Raw genomic sequence first — 15,863 nt, forward strand, 5'->3', positions numbered from 1 at the left:
GCTGGCAGCTGTTTCGGTGGCCATAGCGGAGGGGAAACGCCCGGTCTCATTCCGAACCCGGAAGCTAAGCCCTCCAGCGCCGATGGTACTGCACTCGGGAGGGTGTGGGAGAGTAGGACGCCGCCGGACTCAAACCGACAGAAAGCCCATCCCGGATCACCGGGATGGGCTTTCTGCATTTGTGGGGAAAATCGTCCTAGCGGGTTTCGGTAGCGTCCCGGATCTGGCGAAGCAGGCCGGCCGCCTCAGTCTCGGAGCGATTGTTGAACATCGCCAGGGCCACACTGCCGTGGTCGGCCCAGCCGCAGACGGTCAGATCGCCGGCATCGGTCTTCGTCGAGCCGCATTTCATCGTGCCGCCCAGCTTGCCCGCGTCCACCTCGTGCAGGCCGACCACCGCGCCCTCGTTGTCGGCGACCAGGTCGAAGGCCGTGTCGAGCTCGTTCTCCGGGGCCCAGAAGAGCTTGGTACCGCCGAAGACGAGCACGTCTTTCTGCGGCGACGTCGAATCTTGGTAGACCGCGCCGATGGTCTTGTCGAGGTCGATCTCGGCCGCCACCGCGGTTTGCAGATAGTCGGCGGTGGACTTGGCGTCCTCCGACGAGTCCAGGGTCAGGGTGCCGACCTTGGCCGGGGCCGCCAGCTTCGCGTCCTTCTGAGTGGCGACCTGCCAGCCCGTGTAGGCCAGGACGGCGCCGCCGGCCACTCCCACCACGAGCAGGGTCGACAGCAGGACCAGCCGAACGCGGGACCGCGGGCTGGACGGTGGCTCGACGTCGGCGGAAGGTGGCTCGGCAGTGAGCTCGATCGCGCCGATCTCGATGGGGGACTCGTCGGGCATTGGGGGAGCCTAGCAATCGCGTCCCGAGGGAGGAGGTGCGAATTCGGGGTTCTCGTGGGGGCTCCGTAGACTTGCTGGGTGACCGAGACGACCCAGACACGCACCCCCGACAGCCGGCCCACCGGTGGCCTCTCCGCCCAGTACCAGCCGGGCGAGGTAGAGCAGCGGCGGTACGAGACGTGGGTATCCGCGGGCTACTTCACGGCCGACCCGGCCAGTGACAAGCCGGCCTTCTCGATCGTCATCCCCCCGCCGAACGTGACCGGTTCGCTGCACATCGGCCACGCCCTCGACCACACCATCCAGGACACCCTGTCCCGCCTCAAGCGGATGCAGGGCTTCGAGGTTCTCTGGCTCCCCGGCATGGACCACGCCGGCATCGCCACGCAGAACGTCGTGGAGCGCCAGCTCGCCGGGCAGCGGCTTTCCCGCCACGACCTGGGCCGCGAGAAGTTCGTGGAGAAGGTCTGGGAGTGGAAAGCGCAGTCCGGCGGCGCGATCCTCGGCCAGATGCGCCGGCTCGGCGACTCCGTCGACTGGAGCCGCGAGCGGTTCACGATGGACGAGGGCCTGTCCCGGGCCGTGCAGACCATCTTCAAGCGGCTCTACGACGACAGCCTGATCTACCGCGCCAACCGGATCATCAACTGGTGCCCGCGCTGCCTCACCGCGCTCAGCGACATCGAGGTCGAGCACACCGACGACGAGGGCGAGCTCATCTCCATCCGGTACGGCGACGGCGACAACGCGATCGTGGTCGCCACCACCCGCGCCGAGACGATGCTGGGTGACACCGCGGTGGCCGTCCACCCCGACGACGAGCGGTACCGGCACCTCGTCGGCACCGAGGTGGAGCTGCCGCTGACCGGGCGGCGCATCCCGATCGTGGCCGACGAGCACGTCGACCCGTCGTTCGGCACCGGCGCGGTCAAGGTGACGCCGGCCCACGACCCCAACGACTTCGAGATCGGCCAGCGGCACAGCCTGCCCAGCATCACCATCATGGACGAGCGCGCGGTCGTCACCGTGCCCGGGCCGTTCGAGGGCCTCGACCGGTACGAGGCCCGGCCCGCGATTGTCGACGCCCTGCGCGAACAGGGCCGGATAGTCGCCGAGAAGCGACCGTACCTGCACTCGGTCGGCCACTGCTCGCGCTGCAAGACCACCGTCGAGCCGCGGCTGTCGCTGCAGTGGTTCGTCAACACGGCACCCCTGGCCAAGAAGGCCGGTGACGCCGTGCGCGACGGCCGGGTCACCATCGAGCCGGCCGAGCTGGCGAAACGGTACTTCGCCTGGGTCGACAACATGCACGACTGGTGCATCTCCCGCCAGCTCTGGTGGGGTCACCGCATCCCGGTCTGGTACGGCCCGGACGGCGAGGTCGTCTGTGTCGGCCCCGACGAGCAGCCGCCCACCGGTGACGGCTGGCGCCAGGACGAGGACGTACTCGACACCTGGTTCTCCTCCGCACTCTGGCCGTTCTCCACGATGGGCTGGCCCGAGCAGACCCCCGAGCTCGAGAAGTTCTACCCGACCAGCGTGCTGGTCACCGGGTACGACATCCTGTTCTTCTGGGTCGCCCGCATGATGATGTTCGGTCTGTACGCGATGGACGACGTCCAGCCGTTCGACGTGGTCAACCTGCACGGCATGGTCCGCGACGGCCACGGCAAGAAGATGTCGAAGTCGTTCGGCAACGTCGTCGACCCGCTCGACTGGATCGACCGGTACGGCGCCGACGCCACCCGCTTCACGCTGGCCCGCGGGGCCAACCCGGGCTCCGACGTGCCGATCAGCGAGGAGTGGTGCCAGGGCTCCCGCAACTTCTGCAACAAGCTCTGGAACGCCACCCGGTTCGCCCTGATGAACGGCGTGACCGTCGAGGGCCCCCTGCCGGACAAAACGGAATTGTCGGCGATCGACAAGTGGATCCTGTCGCGGCTCGAGCACGTGATCGGCGAGGTCGACGAGCTGTTCGCGACGTACGAGTACGCGAAGGTCTGCGACACCCTCTACCACTTCGCCTGGGACGACGTCTGCGACTGGTACCTCGAGCTGAGCAAGCCGGTACTGGCCTCCGAGAACGCCGGCACCACGCAACGCGTTCTGGGCCACGTCCTCGACCAGCTGCTGCGCCTGCTGCACCCGGTCATCCCGTTCGTCACCGAGGAGCTGTGGATCGCGCTCACCGGCGGCGAGACGGTGACGAAGGCGGCCTGGCCGACCGCGGACAAGGAGCTGATCGACGACGCCGCCGAGGAGGAACTGGCCGCCCTGCAGAAGGTCGTCACCGAGGTTCGGCGGTTCCGTTCCGACCAGGGACTCAAGCCCACCCAGCGGGTCACCGCGGCGCTCACCGGCCTCGGCAACGTCGGCATCGACACGCACGAGCCACTGATCCGGTCGCTGGCCCGGCTCGACCGCCCGTCGGCCGGCTTCACGGCCACCGCGACCCTCGCGGTGACCGGCGGCATCACGGTCGACCTCGACACCCGCGGCACGATCGACGTCGCGGCCGAGCGGGCCCGCCTCGAGAAGGACCGCGCCGCCGCCGAGAAGGAGCTGGCCCAGTCCCGCGCCAAGCTCGGCAACGACGCGTTCCTCGCGAAGGCGCCCGAGCAGGTGGTCGCGAAGATCAAGGACAGGCTCGCCACGGCCGAGGCCGATCTCACGCGAATTGCCGCGGCTCTCGACGGGTTGCCGACGACATGAGCGAGTACGACGAGGTGGTGACCGCGCTCGAGCAGCGCGGCTTCACCCGCATGGTCTTCGACATGCGCAAGATCCGGGATCTCATGGACGTGCTGGGCAGTCCCCAGCGCGCCTATCCGGCGATCCACCTGACCGGCACCAACGGCAAGACCAGCACCGCTCGCATGATCGACGCGCTGCTGCGGGCGCACGGCGTGCACACCGGCCGGTACACGAGCCCGCATCTCGAGACGGTCCGCGAGCGGATCAGCCTCGACGGCGAGCCGATCTCCGAGGAGCGACTGGTCGCCACCTACCGGGAGATCGAGCCGCTCGCCGGGCTGATCGACGCGCGGTACGACGAGCCGCTGACCTACTTCGACATGACGACCGCCATGGCGTACGCGGCCTTCGCCGACGCGCCCGTCGACATCGCCGTGGTCGAGGTGGGCCTCGGCGGCGAGGACGACGCCACCAACGTGATCGAGGCCGGGGTCTGCGTGATGACCCCGATCGGGCTCGACCACACCGAGTGGCTCGGCGACACCATCGAGGACATCGCCTGGGCCAAGGCCGGCATCATCCACAAGGGCGCCACCGTGATCACCGCGCTGCAGACCGAGGAGGCGATGCGGCCGATCCTCGAGCGCAGCGCCGAGATGGGGGCGACCGTCGCGCGGGAGGGCAGCGAGTTCGGTGTCGTCGAGCGCACTCAGGCGGTCGGCGGCCAGGTGCTGACCCTGCAGGGCCTCGGCGGCGTCTACGACGAGATCTTCCTGCCGCTGTTCGGCGCCCACCAGGCCCAGAACGCGGCCATGGCCCTCGCCGCGGTCGAGGCGTTCCTCGGCGCCGGTAAGACCAAGCAGCTGGAGGCGGACCTGGTCCGCGAGGGTTTCGCCCGGGTCGACTCGCCGGGCCGGCTCGAACGGGTCCGCAGCGCCCCGACCATCCTGCTCGACGGCGCGCACAACCCGCACGGCATGGCCGCCACGGTGAGCGCGCTGGAGGAGGAGTTCCGGTTCCGGCACCTGGTCGCGGTGGTCGCGGTCCTCGGCGACAAGGACGTCTCCGGCCTGCTCGACCTGCTCGAGCCGGTCGCCGCCCGGATCGTGGTCACTCAGAACAGCTCCCCGCGCTCGATGGCGGTGATGGAGCTGGCCCAGGTGGCGACCGACATCTTCGGCGAGGACCGGGTCACGGTGGCCGAGACCATGCCGGACGCGATCGAGGAGGCCGTGGCGCTGGCCGAGGAGGACACGTCCGGCGAGCTCAGCGGCGTCGGCGTGCTGATCACCGGCTCGGTCGTCACGGTCGCCGACGCCCGGAAACTCCTGAAGCGATGACCGATCAGCCGCCCGAGGAGAGCGCGACGCCCGTTGAGCAGGCGCCACGGTCGGGCCTGCGCAATCCCAAGGCGGCGGTGCGTGCCCTGGGCGCCGGGACCTTGATCCTCGAGGCGATCGTGCTGGTCCTGGCCATCCAGCCGATCCGGATCATGGGCGGTCACCTGAGCGGCTGGGGCGTCGCCGCGGTGATCGCCCTGGCCGTCCTCGCGATCGTGCTGGCCGGAATGATGTCGCACTCGTGGGCCTGGGCCGCCGGCGCCGTCCTCCAGGTCCTGCTGCTCGCGTGCGGCCTCCTGCACTGGTCACTCGCGGTCATCGGCCTGATCTTCGCCGCCGCCTGGGCCTACGCGGCCTACGTTCGCCGGTCGATCCTCGGATAAATCACCATCAAAGGCCTTTTCCCGTACGGGGTCGGCACAGGTCCCGTGGGATCACGGCGATCCAGGTGGTGGGTTGCGCCTTTGCCGCCCGCGCCGGGCTGAGCTGCCCACTCACCCTCGGGACCGTGCTTCCCCCCCGTACGGGCAAAAAGGTCTTAGTGGTGGTTTTTGAGTTTGGTGGACCAGAGGGAAACGCCGTCGCGGTCGCGGAGGTTGACGGTCAGGTCGCCGGAGTGGCCGTCGATCTCGACCTCGCCGAAGTGCTGGTAGCCGCCGGCGGGCGACGTGTTCGCCACCGGCGGGGCGTGAACGAAAACGGTCTCGGGGCCGAAGGTGCCGTCGAGGACGTTGGGGCCGAACGCGCCGGCGTGGGCGGGACCCGAGACGAACTCCCAGAACGGCGTGAAGTCCTGGACGGAGGCGCGGGACGGGTCGTAGTGCTGAGCCGCGGTGTAGTGCACGTCGGCGGTCAGGAAGACGATGCCGGTGACGCCGTGGCGGTGCGCCGACTGCAGGACCTGGGCGAACTCGAGCTCGCGGCCCTTCGGAGCGCCGTTGTCGCCCTGGGCGACGCCCTCCTGAGCGGTGGCGCCGTCGGGGACGACGAGGCCGAGCGGGAGGTCGTTGGCGATGATCTTCCAGGTGGCGCGTGACTCACGCAGGCCGCGGATGAGCCATTCGCGCTGCTCGGCGCCGAGCATGCCGCGCTTCGGGTCGGCGTAGGTGTTGCCGTCGTTCGGGTCCTTGAACGTGCGCATGTCGAGGATGAACAGGTCCAGCAGCGGGCCGTGCGAGATCTTGCGGTAGACCGGGCCGGACGCGGACGGGATCGGCGTCCACTCGTGGTAGGCCTGGTGGGCGCGGGCGGCGAGCACGTCGATCGACTTCTCGGTGTAGCGGACGTCGTCGAGGATTTGCCCGGGGTACCAGTTGTTGCGGACCTCGTGGTCGTCCCACTGGTTGATCTGGGCGACCTCGGCCGCGAAGCGCTTGTAGTTCTCGTCGAGCAGGTTGTAGGCGTACTGGCCGCGGTACTCCTTGAGGGTCTCGGCGACCTTCGACTTCTCCTCGGTGACCACGTTGTGCCAGATCCGGCCGTCGGGCAGCGTCACCGACTCGACCAGCGGCCCGTCGGCGTACACGGTGTCGCCGCTGTGCAGCAGGAAGTCGGGGCGGCGCCGGCGCATCGACTCGAAGAGCGCGAGGCCGCCGTACGCGGGATCGATGCCCCAGCCCTGGCCGACCACGTCGCCCGTCCAGACGAAACGGACGTCGCCGCGGTGAACCGGGGCAGTGCTCAGCGAGCCGTTGACCGACGAGCCGAACAGGCCGGGGCGGTCGAGGCTCTCGGCGCGTACCCGGTAATAGATCTTGGAATCGGAGGGCAGGTTGCGCAGCCGCACCTTGCCGGTGAAGTCGGTGTCGGGGGTGACGATCGGGCCGCGGATCACCCGGGCGCCGCGCAGGTCGGGGCGGCGGCTGGCCTGCACCCACAGCCGCGCGGGGCGGTCGGCGCGGCCCCAGACGATCGCCGAGTCGGAGGTGGCGTCGCCGCTCTGCACGCCGTGGGTGAGCAGCGGACGGACGCCCGCGGAGGAGAACGCCGGCGCTTCGAAGAGGGTGCTGCCGGCCAGTCCGACCACGCCGGCCTTGAACAGATTGCGTCGCGAGATCGAGGTCATGACCTGATGCCTATCGATCCGACGTGGCCCACGGGTGGCCATTCCCTAAACTTCACCGTGTGATCCGGATCGAGATCGATGAACCCACGCTGGCCCGCACGCGGATCGCGATCAGCCCGCTGGCCGAGGTCTACTGCGGTCTCGCGCTGCTGCAACGCAACCCGGACGGCGCGCCCTGGCCGTACGACGGGTGGGCGCTGCGGGCCCGGGAGATCCTCCGGACCGACCCGGCGACGGCGCCGCTGAGCGTCTATTTCGACGCACCGTCCACCTCGCCGGACTTCCTGTGCCCGATCCCGCTCACGGCCACGCCGACGCTCGAGGAGCAGCTCGACCAGCTGCGCTCGACGCCGGCGTCGACGGTCGAGGAGCAGTTCGCGAAGTACTACCCCTCGGGTGAGTTGCCCTCTTTTTTCCGGCCATTTAGGGACAACCGGGTCGGGGCCTTTGATCGACTCGCGGACGGGCTGGCCGCCTACTGGGAGGCCGCGATCGCGCCGTACTGGCCGGCCATGCGCGCGGCGCTCGACGAGGAGGTGCTGCTGCGGGCCCGGGCGCTCGCGTCGGACGGGCCGGACGCGCTGCTCTCCCGGCTGCACGAGCGGGTGCGCTGGGAGCGGCCGGTGCTCACCCTGGTGAAGCCGCTCGACCAGTCGTTCGAGGCGGTCAACCAGCGACTCCTGCTCGTCCCGCTGATCTTTTCCCGGGGCGCGCTGATGTGCTCCTCCGACCACGCCGACATCGTGATGGTCACCTACCAGGCGCGCGGGGCCGCGGTGCTCGCCTCCGCTCCGCCCGCTTCGTCCGTCGCCGACGATCGACTTGCCATTCTGGTCGGGCGGGGGCGGGCCACGGTGCTGCGGGCGCTCACCGTGCCGGCCACCACGACCGGGCTGGCGACGGCGCTCGGGCTCGCGCCGAGCACCATCTCGGAACACCTGACCGGCCTGCAGGCGGCCGGCGTGGTGCACCGCCGCCGGGCCGGTCGGCGAGTTCTCTACGGTCTCGAGCCGGCCGGGATCGCGCTGGTCAACCTGTTGGGCGACGATTCGGCCCGCACCGAATTCGTTTCCTAGGACCGCGTCCGCCCCCTACCGTTCCGGCCATGGGGAACGACTACGCCATCGAGGCGGATGGATTGCGCCGGACATATCGGGGGCGCACCGGGTGGCTTCGGCCCAGACGGACCGAGGTCGAGGCGGTGCGCGGCGTGTCGTTCACGGTCGGGCGCGGGGAGCTGTTCGGCCTGCTCGGGCCGAACGGCGCCGGCAAGACCACGACGATCAAGATGCTCAACACCCTGCTGCTGCCCACCTCCGGCTCCGCGCGGGTGTGCGGCCAGGACGTGGTCAAACAGACCCGGGAGGTACGCCGCCGGATCGGCTACGTGTTCGGCGGCGACCGCGGGCTCTACGACCGCCTCTCCGGGCTGGACAACCTGCGGTACTTCGCCGAGCTGTACGGGGTGGCGCCGCGCGAGCAGAAGCGCCGCATCGCCGAGCTGCTCGAACTGGTCGGGCTCACCGGCCGGGAGCGGGAACGCGTCGAGGGGTACTCCCGCGGCATGCGGCAGCGGCTGCACATCGCGCGCGGGCTGCTGCACTCGCCGGAGGTGCTGTTCCTCGACGAGCCGTCGATCGGGGTCGACCCGGTGGCCGCCCGGGAGCTGCGCCGTACCGTCTCGGACTTGGCCGCGACTGGTACGACCGTGCTGCTGACCACGCACTACATGGCCGAGGCCGACGAGCTGTGCGACCGGATCGCGGTGATCGCCGACGGGCAGATCCAGGCGCTCGGCACGCCGGCCGAGCTGCGCCACCACGCCGACGGCCGGCGGATCGTCGAGGTGGAGGCGTACGGGGTGCCGGACACGGCGGTCTCGGCGCTGCGCGGGCTGCCCGGGGTGCGCGAGACGGCGATCGAGGAGCGCGGCGCGCTGCAGTTGCTGACCGTGCAGTCCGACGCGCACATCGACGTCCAGGGCGACATCCTCCGCGAGCTCGCCGGCATCCGGCTCGGCCGGGTCAACAGCCGCGAGCCGACCCTCGAGGACGCGTACGTGGCGATTGTGAACGCGGCATGAGGACCCTCCGCATGCTGGCGCTGGGCACGCTCACCCACGTCAAGCAGATGAGCCACTCGCCGTTCGAGGTGACGATCGCTCTGGTCGTGCCCATCGTGCAGGCGACGCTGGCGGTCTACCTGTTCCGGGCCGGCCAGGAGCAGCACCGGCTGATCGAGGCGGCGGTCGGGGCCGGGCTCATGGGCGTCTGGTCGTCGGTGCTGTTCGGCTCCGGTGGCGCGATCCAGAACCAGCGCTGGCAGGGCACCCTGGAGATGATCATGCTGGCGCCGCGCCGCCCGGTCCTGGTGATCCTGCCGATCACCGTGGCGACCGGGCTGACCGGCACCTACTCGCTGCTGGCCACGCTGGCCTGGGGACGGATCCTCTACGGCATCCGGCTCGAGTTCGCCCACCCGTTCGCCTTCGTGGTGGCCGCGGTGGTCTGCATCGTGGCGCTCGGCATGTTCGGCCTGCTGCTCGCCTCCACCTTCGTGCTCATGCGCAACGCCAACGCCCTGGCCAACACGCTCGAGTACCCGATCTGGCTGGTGTCCGGGATGCTGGTGCCGATCACCGTGCTGCCGGCCTGGACCGGGCCGATCGCGGCCGTTCTGCCCACCACCTGGGGCGCCCGGGCGCTGCGCGAGGCGACCACGGGCGGCCCGGTCTGGCCCGCGGTCGGCGTCTGCCTGGGGATCAGCGTGCTCTGCCTGGTCTTCGGCTCGATCTCCCTCACCTACGTCGAACGCCGCGCCCGCGCGGCCGCAACCCTGGCGCTCGCATGAAGCCCGGTCCGACCACCCCGCCGCCGCCCTTGACCGGACTGAAGACCCTCCGACTGATGACCGTGGGCGGCGTCATCGCCTATCGAGCCTTGTTCAACTGGACCCGGCCCTCGATCTTCATCGGCACGCTGCTGGTCGGCCCGCTGTTCCAGCTGCTGTTCTTCGCCTATCTGGGCCGTCAGCTGCAGGTCGCCGACGACCGCTTCTACATCGTCGGCAACGCGGTGCTGACGGCGACGCTGGCCTGCGTCTTCGGCGGCACGCTCGCGGTCGGCAACGAGCGGCGCTACGGGACGCTCGGCCACGTGCTGCTGTCGCCGCGCAGCCGGACGGTGGTCTTTCTCGGGCGAGCGCTGCCGTACGCCGGGAACGGCTTGTTCATCGCGGTGGTGACGCTCGGCGTGAGCTCCGCTCTGCTCGGCCTGCGTATACCGGCCGCCGCCGTGCCGGGGCTGCTGCTGTCCATGGCCGTCGGCTCGCTGGCCTGCGCGTTCTTCGGGCTCACGCTCGGCGCGCTGGGCCTGCGCTTCCGCGACGTCTGGGTCATCTCGAACGTCGCGGTGGCGCTGCTGCTCCTGCTCACCGGCGTGAACGTGCCGAGCGGGTCGCTTCCGGGCTGGATGGTGACGGTCGGCCAGTTCCTGCCGATCACCCATGCCGCCGAGGCCGCGCGCCGGCTCGCGGGCGGGAGTGGGCTGTCGGCGGCCGCACCCGAGCTGGGGCGGGAGGCGCTGGTCGGTGTCGGATACGCGATTCTCGCCGCGCTGCTGCTCAAGATCTTTGAGACGGAGTCGCGGCGGACGGCGAGCCTCGACACCCTCTGAGCATCAGCTCAGCTCTGTCGGCCAGGCCTCCGCCGCTGGTAGTGGCGGGCGACGCGGGCGCGGTTGCCGCACGCGGGGGAGCACCACTCCCGCCGGGCGTGGTCCTTGGCGAAGAAGAGCAGGCAGTTCGGGGCGAGGCAGGGCCGCAGCCGCTCGCGGTCCGGGCCGGCGAACAGCTCGACGGCCTGGTGGGCGATCAGCGAGACGGCGTCGCCGGGGTGGTATCGGCGCGCCGGCTTTCCGTCGCCGAGCCAGACCAGCTCGGGCCATGCGCGCGCCAGGGCGTTGAGCGTCGCGACCGCCTCCGGACGGGTTAGCTCGGGGGCGGTGGCCGGTGGGCGTGGATCGCCGGTCGCCTCGGCGGCCAGGCGGCGCAGCGCGTCGCGCAGCATGCGCAGCTCCGCGGCCATCGGGCCCGCCATGTCGCCCGCTGCGGTGCCCGCCGCCTTGCCCTCCCAGCGGCCCGTTCCGGCCTCGGCGTCGATGCGGTCGGCGACCGCGCGTAGCCAGGCGGTAGCGGCGTCGTCGTCGGCGAGAGCATCGTGGACCCCGTCGCGTCCGACGTTGATCGTGTTCATCAGCTCGACCGGGAGCGGCTCGCCCAGCAGGGTCGCGCTGGTGGTGGCTCCCTCGCGCGTCACGCCGCCACCGTACCCGACCTAATGGAAAGAGCCAACGCAACCATTTGACACGCGGGCCGGACGCCGACATAGTGCCTAATGGAAAGCATGTCTTTGACCATTAGATCGGATCGGAGATAGCAGATGGCGAACAGCACCGATGACCAGTACGACGCGATCGTGATCGGGACCAGTCAGGGCGGCCGGTTCCTCCCCCTCGAGCTGGCGAAGGCGGGCCGGCGGGTGGCGCTCGTCGAACGCGGACCGCTCGGCGGTGTCTGCGTCAACACCGGGTGCACGCCGACCAAGACGATGGTCGCCAGCGCCCGCCTCGCGTACCAGGCACGCCGCGGCGCGGAGTACGGCGTACGCACGGGTCCGGTATCGGTGGACCTGGCCGCGGTGCGGGAGCGGAAGCGGGCCATGGTCGCCGGCGCGCGGCAGAACTATGCGAGCCGCCTCGCGCAGGACGGGCTCGATCTGATCGAGGGCGAGGCGTACTTCACCGGGCCGCGGACGGTCGAGGTCGCGCTGACCGGCGGCGGGACCCGGCCGATCGGCGCGCCGGTGATCGTTGTCGACGCGGGCACGCGGTCCAAGCCGCTGACGATCCCCGGCGCCGCCGACGTCCCGGTGCTCGACTCAACATCGATCATGGAGCTCGACGACGTCCCGGAACATCTGATCGTCCTCGGCGGCGGGTACATCGGGCTGGAGTTCGGGCAGATGTTCCGCCGGTTCGGGAGCGAGGTCACCGTCGTACAAAGCCGGACCCGCCTTTTGATGATCGAGGACGACGACGTCGCGGACGAGGTCGCCACCATCCTGCGCGACGAGGGGATCACGGTGCTGACCTCGGCAACCCCGGAGCGGGTCGAGCGCCTCGACGGCGGCCGGCTGCGGCTGACCGTACGCACCGAGGACGGCGTACGGCGGATCGAGGGGTCGCACCTGCTCTCGGCGCTCGGCCGGGTCCCGAACACCGAGGCGCTCACCCCCGAGGCGGCCGGCATCCGGCTCGACGACCGGGGCTTCATCGTGGTCGACGACCGCCTGGAGACCAGCGTGCCCGGCATCTATGCGATGGGTGACATCAAGGGCGGTCCGGCCTTCACCCATTTGTCGTACGACGACTACCGCGTCCTGCACGCCAACCTTATCGGCGACGAGAAGGCGAGCACCCGCGGGCGGGTCGTGCCCTACACCGTGTTCATCGACCCGCAGCTCGGGCGGGTCGGCCTGACCGAGCGGGAGGCGCGGGCGGAGGGCCGTGCCATCCGGGTGGCCAAGCTGCCGATGGGCGCCGTCGTGCGGGCCATCGAGACCGGGGAGACGCGCGGCTTCATGAAGGCCGTCATCGACGCGGACAGCGGCGAGATCCTGGGGTGCGCCGTTCTCGGCAGCGAGGGTGGCGAGATCATGACGATGATCCAGGTCGCCATGCTGGGCGGGCTGCCGGCCACCGCCATGGCCGACGCCATCTTCACGCATCCGCTCCTGGCGGAGGGGCTGAACTCGCTCTTCGCCTAGATCTTGCTCTTCGCTCAGATCTTGGGGAACCAGAGGGCCAGCTCGCGGGCCGCGCTCTCGGGGGAGTCGGAGGCGTGGACGAGGTTTTCCCGGTTGGACAGGGAGTAGTCGCCGCGGATCGTGCCGGCCGCCGCTTTTCGCCCGTCGGTGGCGCCGATCATGGCGCGGACAACCTCGATCACGTTGTCGCCGGCGAGGACGAGCGCGGCCAGCGGGCCGCTGGTCATGAACTGCTTGAGCGGGGGGTAGAACGCCTTTTCCACGTGGTCGGCGTAGTGCTGGTCGGCCAGGGTCGCGTCCATCGTGCGCATCTCCAGCGCCTCGATGACCAGGCCCTTACGCTCGAAACGGGCGAGGATCTCGCCGAGGAGGCCGCGGCGGACCGCATCGGGCTTGACGAGCACGAGAGAACGCTCGACGGGGCTGGTCACGGAAGATCCTCCAGTGGAACCGAACTTTCGGGACGGGACACGCGCGATTCAGCCTATCGGTACCGACTTTCCGGCGAGCGGCAACGCCGGGACTGCCGCACTTTCCCTCGGAGTGCGCCGGGCAATAACCTGACGTGAAAGAGCGGGAGGTCCACATTGGCAAACCAGACCGGCCGTCCTGTCGCACCGGCGCGCAAGCTGGTGGCGGCCGTCATGGGCACGATCGCCGTCTTCGTGGTGGCGCTGGGGCTCGGCATGTCCAGCTGGGGGGTGGCCCTCTTCGGCCTGGCCGTGCTGGTGCTCTCGATCGCCCTCGGGATGGTCAATGTGGTGCGGCGCGGCGCGCGCGCCTGGGTCACCGGCACCGCCGAGGTCAAGGCGATCTCGCCGCCGCCCACGTCGTCGGCCGTGTTCGGCCGCGCCGAGATCCAGGCCGTGATCGTGGCGCCCGGGCTGCCGACCTCCGAGGTGACCATCCGCGAGCCACGCATCCCGGTCGTGAAGTGGCCGATGCCCGGCGACACCCTGCCGATCACCGTCGACGTCGACGACATGCGCCGCGTGAAAATCAACTGGGACGACGCGTCGCCGCGCAACCGGGGCCAGGACCCGCCGCCCCCGCGCACCACCGACTACGGCGACCTCCCCGACGAGGTGGACGAAGAGATCGACGACGACCTGCTCGGCGACGTGGACCCACCACCGTGGGTGGCCCGCGACCGCCAGTGGGACGACGAGCCGGACGAGGAAGAGCCGCCCGCCCCCGAGGGCCCACCGGTGGTCGTGCGCGACACTCCCGCTGGCCCGGTCGTCGAGGGCGAGTTCGTCGATCACGACGAGGCCCCGCAGACCCTTCCCCGCCGCGCCGCCGCGGGTGCCGCTGCAGCCGGCGCCGCGGCGGGTGCTGCCGCTGCAGCCGGCCCCGCGGCGGGTGCTGCCGCTGAGCCGGATGCCGCTGCCGCTGAGCCGGATGCCGCCGCTGCTGCCGCCGGGCCGGGCGCCGCTGCTGGCGCTGCCGCCGGGCCCGCTGCTGGGCTGGGCGCCGATGCCGGGGCTGGTGCGGGTGTCGGTGCTGCCGCTGGGCACGGCGCTGCCGCCGGTGCTGCCGCTGGGTTTGGTGCTGCCGGGGCTGGTGGCGGGCCTGGCGCCGGTACTGAGTCGCGACCGGCCGGGAGACGACCCAGCCCTCGTCCGCGTGGCGGCGGGACAGCCACGGCCACGGCCGAGCCGATCGTCGACGAGACGCAGGCCACGGCGCCGCCGCAGCGGGCGCCGCATCCGGATGACGTGCTGGGCGATGAGGACCTGCCGGCCGAGGATCTGCCCGTCGAGCCGCTCGACGACGAGCTGCTCGACGTGCCGCTGGATGAGCCGGGGCCTTATCGGCGGCCCGAGCCCACGGCCACCGCGACGACGGCCGCGCCCGAGCCGGTGACGACGTTCCCGACCGCGCCCGACCCGGTCTCGCCACCGCCGACCGCGCCCGAGCCGTCCACGCGGCGGCCCAGCGCGCCACCGGCGGCCGGTTATGACGACATCGACCTTCCGCTGGACGCGGACGCCGAGCCGGAGAGCATGTCTCCAGGAGCCGCGGAAGCCATGGACGAGGGACTGATCGCGCCCCCGGTCGAGGAGGAGCCGAGCCCGCCGGTCGAGGTGCCATCCGTCTCTGCGGAGGTGCCGCCGGTCGCGGCCGGGACGCCGCGCGGGCCGGAGTCGCGGCCCACGACCAGGTTCATGTCCAACGCGGCGCACGATGCCGAGGCGTCCCCGCCGTCCGGGGCAGCTGCGGGGGAGATGCCCGCCGCTCCGGAGGAGAAGCACACCTCGCCGGGTGTCATGGCGGGGGCGGCCGCAGCTGCAGGTGCGATGGCGGCCGGTGTGGTTGCGGCCATGAAGAAGTTCGGCCACTCGGAGAAGGGCGAGCCGGAAGCCCCGGCCTCGGCCGCGCCGACCGGGCCCGCGCCGACCGGGCCTGCACCCGCCGGGCCCGCGCCCACCGGGCCCGCGCCCACCGGGCCCGCGCAGACCCAGCCCTTGCCGACGGAGCCCGCGCCCGCCGCCGCGTCCAGCCCGGGCCCGGCCGAGCCCGCGCCGGCCGCCGGGGGTGCTGCGGCTTCCGGAATGCCGGACGAGAACCCCTGGGCCGCGCCGCCGCCCGTGTCGGTGGAGCCCGATGAGCACGCCGATGAGTTGATTACGGCCTATCCGAGTGCCCGGCCGGGTGCGGCGGGGGCGATCTACGGGGTGGGGATCACGGTTCTTGTCACCGATCTGGAGCGGTCGGTGACTTTCTACCGGGACACGCTGGGGTTCTACGAGATCGACCGGGGAGACGGGAGCGCGGTGCTGGCGTCGGGGGACACCCGGCTGGTGTTGCGGACCGTTTCGGGGCTTTCGTCCGAGGCCGGGCGGCTGATCTTCCTGAACCTGGAGGTGGGGGACGTCGAAGCCGTATACGCGGAGCTCAAGGAGAAGGGCGTGACGTTCGTCCACCCGCCGCAACCGGTCAATCGAGGCGACCGGCTCGAACTGTGGTCGGCGACCTTCCGGGACCCGGACGATCACAACATCGCCATCACGCAGTGGCGGGCCATCCGCTAGGCAGGCAATGCGGATGAAGGAATCCTGAGGCGGCCGGTATCGTTGTGGTGGCGCAGGCATTGAA

At 71.0% G+C, this 15,863-nt stretch carries 13 protein-coding genes and 1 rRNA gene; 10 read left to right on the forward strand and 4 right to left on the reverse strand.

The genetic code is table 11. From position 1 onward, the window contains the following. Window positions 1–12 precede the first annotated feature (12 nt). Window positions 13–129: ribosomal RNA gene (rrf, locus tag A3CQ_RS0119275) — 5S ribosomal RNA — on the forward strand. Window positions 130–196: 67 nt separating this feature from the next. Here rrf and A3CQ_RS0119280 read toward each other — a convergent pair. After that, window positions 197–841 carry a hypothetical protein gene (locus A3CQ_RS0119280; RefSeq protein ID WP_020512587.1) on the reverse strand — a complete coding sequence of 215 codons (645 nt, stop codon included), beginning with the start codon at window positions 839–841 and terminating at the stop codon, window positions 197–199. 78 nt (window positions 842–919) lie between these two features. Between A3CQ_RS0119280 and A3CQ_RS0119285 the strand changes: the two genes are divergently transcribed. The 3 genes from A3CQ_RS0119285 to A3CQ_RS0119295 are packed head-to-tail and all read left to right on the forward strand — an operon-like array spanning window position 920 to window position 5,258. Next, window positions 920–3,553, forward strand: a complete 2,634-nt coding sequence (locus A3CQ_RS0119285; protein WP_020512588.1) for a valine--tRNA ligase — start codon at window positions 920–922, stop codon at window positions 3,551–3,553. After that, on the forward strand, window positions 3,550–4,875 hold the full coding sequence (locus A3CQ_RS0119290; RefSeq protein WP_020512589.1) for a bifunctional folylpolyglutamate synthase/dihydrofolate synthase: 1,326 nt from the start codon (window positions 3,550–3,552) through the stop codon (window positions 4,873–4,875). Before A3CQ_RS0119285 ends, A3CQ_RS0119290 begins: the two co-directional genes overlap by 4 nt. Then, entirely contained in the window at window positions 4,872–5,258 is a 387-nt protein-coding gene (locus tag A3CQ_RS0119295; RefSeq protein WP_020512590.1) for a DUF4233 domain-containing protein, read from the forward strand. Before A3CQ_RS0119290 ends, A3CQ_RS0119295 begins: the two co-directional genes overlap by 4 nt. A gap of 155 nt (window positions 5,259–5,413) precedes the next feature. Here the strand turns inward: A3CQ_RS0119295 and A3CQ_RS0119300 are convergent, their stop codons facing one another. Then, on the reverse strand, window positions 5,414–6,940 hold the full coding sequence (locus tag A3CQ_RS0119300; RefSeq protein WP_020512591.1) for an alkaline phosphatase D family protein: 1,527 nt from the start codon (window positions 6,938–6,940) through the stop codon (window positions 5,414–5,416). A gap of 59 nt (window positions 6,941–6,999) precedes the next feature. Here A3CQ_RS0119300 and A3CQ_RS0119305 point away from each other — a divergent pair, with 59 nt between their 5' ends. From A3CQ_RS0119305 to A3CQ_RS0119320, 4 genes are read left to right on the forward strand one after another with little or no spacing between them, the layout of a single operon-like run. Further along, window positions 7,000–8,016 (forward strand): ArsR/SmtB family transcription factor, encoded by a 1,017-nt coding sequence (locus A3CQ_RS0119305; protein ID WP_020512592.1) that lies wholly within the window; start codon window positions 7,000–7,002, stop codon window positions 8,014–8,016. A gap of 29 nt (window positions 8,017–8,045) precedes the next feature. Continuing rightward, the gene (locus tag A3CQ_RS0119310) at window positions 8,046–9,023 is read left to right on the forward strand and encodes an ABC transporter ATP-binding protein (protein WP_026205887.1); all 978 of its coding nucleotides are present in this window, start codon (window positions 8,046–8,048) and stop codon (window positions 9,021–9,023) included. After that, window positions 9,020–9,790, forward strand: coding sequence for an ABC transporter permease (locus A3CQ_RS0119315; RefSeq protein WP_040432617.1), 771 nt, complete (start codon window positions 9,020–9,022; stop codon window positions 9,788–9,790). Before A3CQ_RS0119310 ends, A3CQ_RS0119315 begins: the two co-directional genes overlap by 4 nt. A 56-nt stretch (window positions 9,791–9,846) precedes the next feature. After that, complete coding sequence (locus A3CQ_RS0119320; RefSeq protein ID WP_245577272.1) at window positions 9,847–10,614, forward strand: ABC transporter permease; 768 nt, start codon at window positions 9,847–9,849, stop codon at window positions 10,612–10,614. 8 nt (window positions 10,615–10,622) lie between these two features. Here A3CQ_RS0119320 and A3CQ_RS0119325 read toward each other — a convergent pair whose 3' ends face one another. Next, complete coding sequence (locus A3CQ_RS0119325; RefSeq protein WP_020512596.1) at window positions 10,623–11,255, reverse strand: CGNR zinc finger domain-containing protein; 633 nt, start codon at window positions 11,253–11,255, stop codon at window positions 10,623–10,625. Between the two features lie 123 nt (window positions 11,256–11,378). Between A3CQ_RS0119325 and A3CQ_RS0119330 the strand changes: the two genes are divergently transcribed. Next, a complete protein-coding gene (locus A3CQ_RS0119330; protein ID WP_020512597.1) occupies window positions 11,379–12,764 on the forward strand; it encodes a mercuric reductase in 1,386 nt (461 codons plus the stop codon). 14 nt (window positions 12,765–12,778) lie between these two features. Here A3CQ_RS0119330 and ndk read toward each other — a convergent pair whose 3' ends face one another. Further along, window positions 12,779–13,195: a nucleoside-diphosphate kinase gene (gene ndk, locus A3CQ_RS0119335; protein WP_020512598.1), complete on the reverse strand. Its 417-nt coding sequence runs from the start codon at window positions 13,193–13,195 to the stop codon at window positions 12,779–12,781. A 156-nt stretch (window positions 13,196–13,351) separates the two neighbouring features. Between ndk and A3CQ_RS64230 the strand changes: the two genes are divergently transcribed. After that, on the forward strand, window positions 13,352–15,799 hold the full coding sequence (locus tag A3CQ_RS64230) for a VOC family protein (protein ID WP_245577273.1): 2,448 nt from the start codon (window positions 13,352–13,354) through the stop codon (window positions 15,797–15,799). Window positions 15,800–15,863 lie beyond the last annotated feature (64 nt).

It is taken from the genome of Paractinoplanes globisporus DSM 43857, assembly GCF_000379645.1.
Lineage (GTDB): Bacteria > Actinomycetota > Actinomycetes > Mycobacteriales > Micromonosporaceae > Actinoplanes > Actinoplanes globisporus.

What these genes read in the sequence shown, in the direction of transcription:
- A3CQ_RS0119320 (WP_245577272.1), top strand. Translation starts at nt 9,847, where the DNA reads ATGACCGTGGGCGGCGTCATCGCCTATCGAGCCTTGTTCAACTGGACC.
- A3CQ_RS0119315 (WP_040432617.1), top strand. Translation starts at nt 9,020, where the DNA reads ATGAGGACCCTCCGCATGCTGGCGCTGGGCACGCTCACCCACGTCAAG.
- A3CQ_RS0119310 (WP_026205887.1), top strand. Translation starts at nt 8,046, where the DNA reads ATGGGGAACGACTACGCCATCGAGGCGGATGGATTGCGCCGGACATAT.
- A3CQ_RS0119295 (WP_020512590.1), top strand. Translation starts at nt 4,872, where the DNA reads ATGACCGATCAGCCGCCCGAGGAGAGCGCGACGCCCGTTGAGCAGGCG.
- A3CQ_RS0119300 (WP_020512591.1), bottom strand. Translation starts at nt 6,940, where the DNA reads ATGACCTCGATCTCGCGACGCAATCTGTTCAAGGCCGGCGTGGTCGGA.
- A3CQ_RS0119280 (WP_020512587.1), bottom strand. Translation starts at nt 841, where the DNA reads ATGCCCGACGAGTCCCCCATCGAGATCGGCGCGATCGAGCTCACTGCC.
- A3CQ_RS0119290 (WP_020512589.1), top strand. Translation starts at nt 3,550, where the DNA reads ATGAGCGAGTACGACGAGGTGGTGACCGCGCTCGAGCAGCGCGGCTTC.
- A3CQ_RS0119330 (WP_020512597.1), top strand. Translation starts at nt 11,379, where the DNA reads ATGGCGAACAGCACCGATGACCAGTACGACGCGATCGTGATCGGGACC.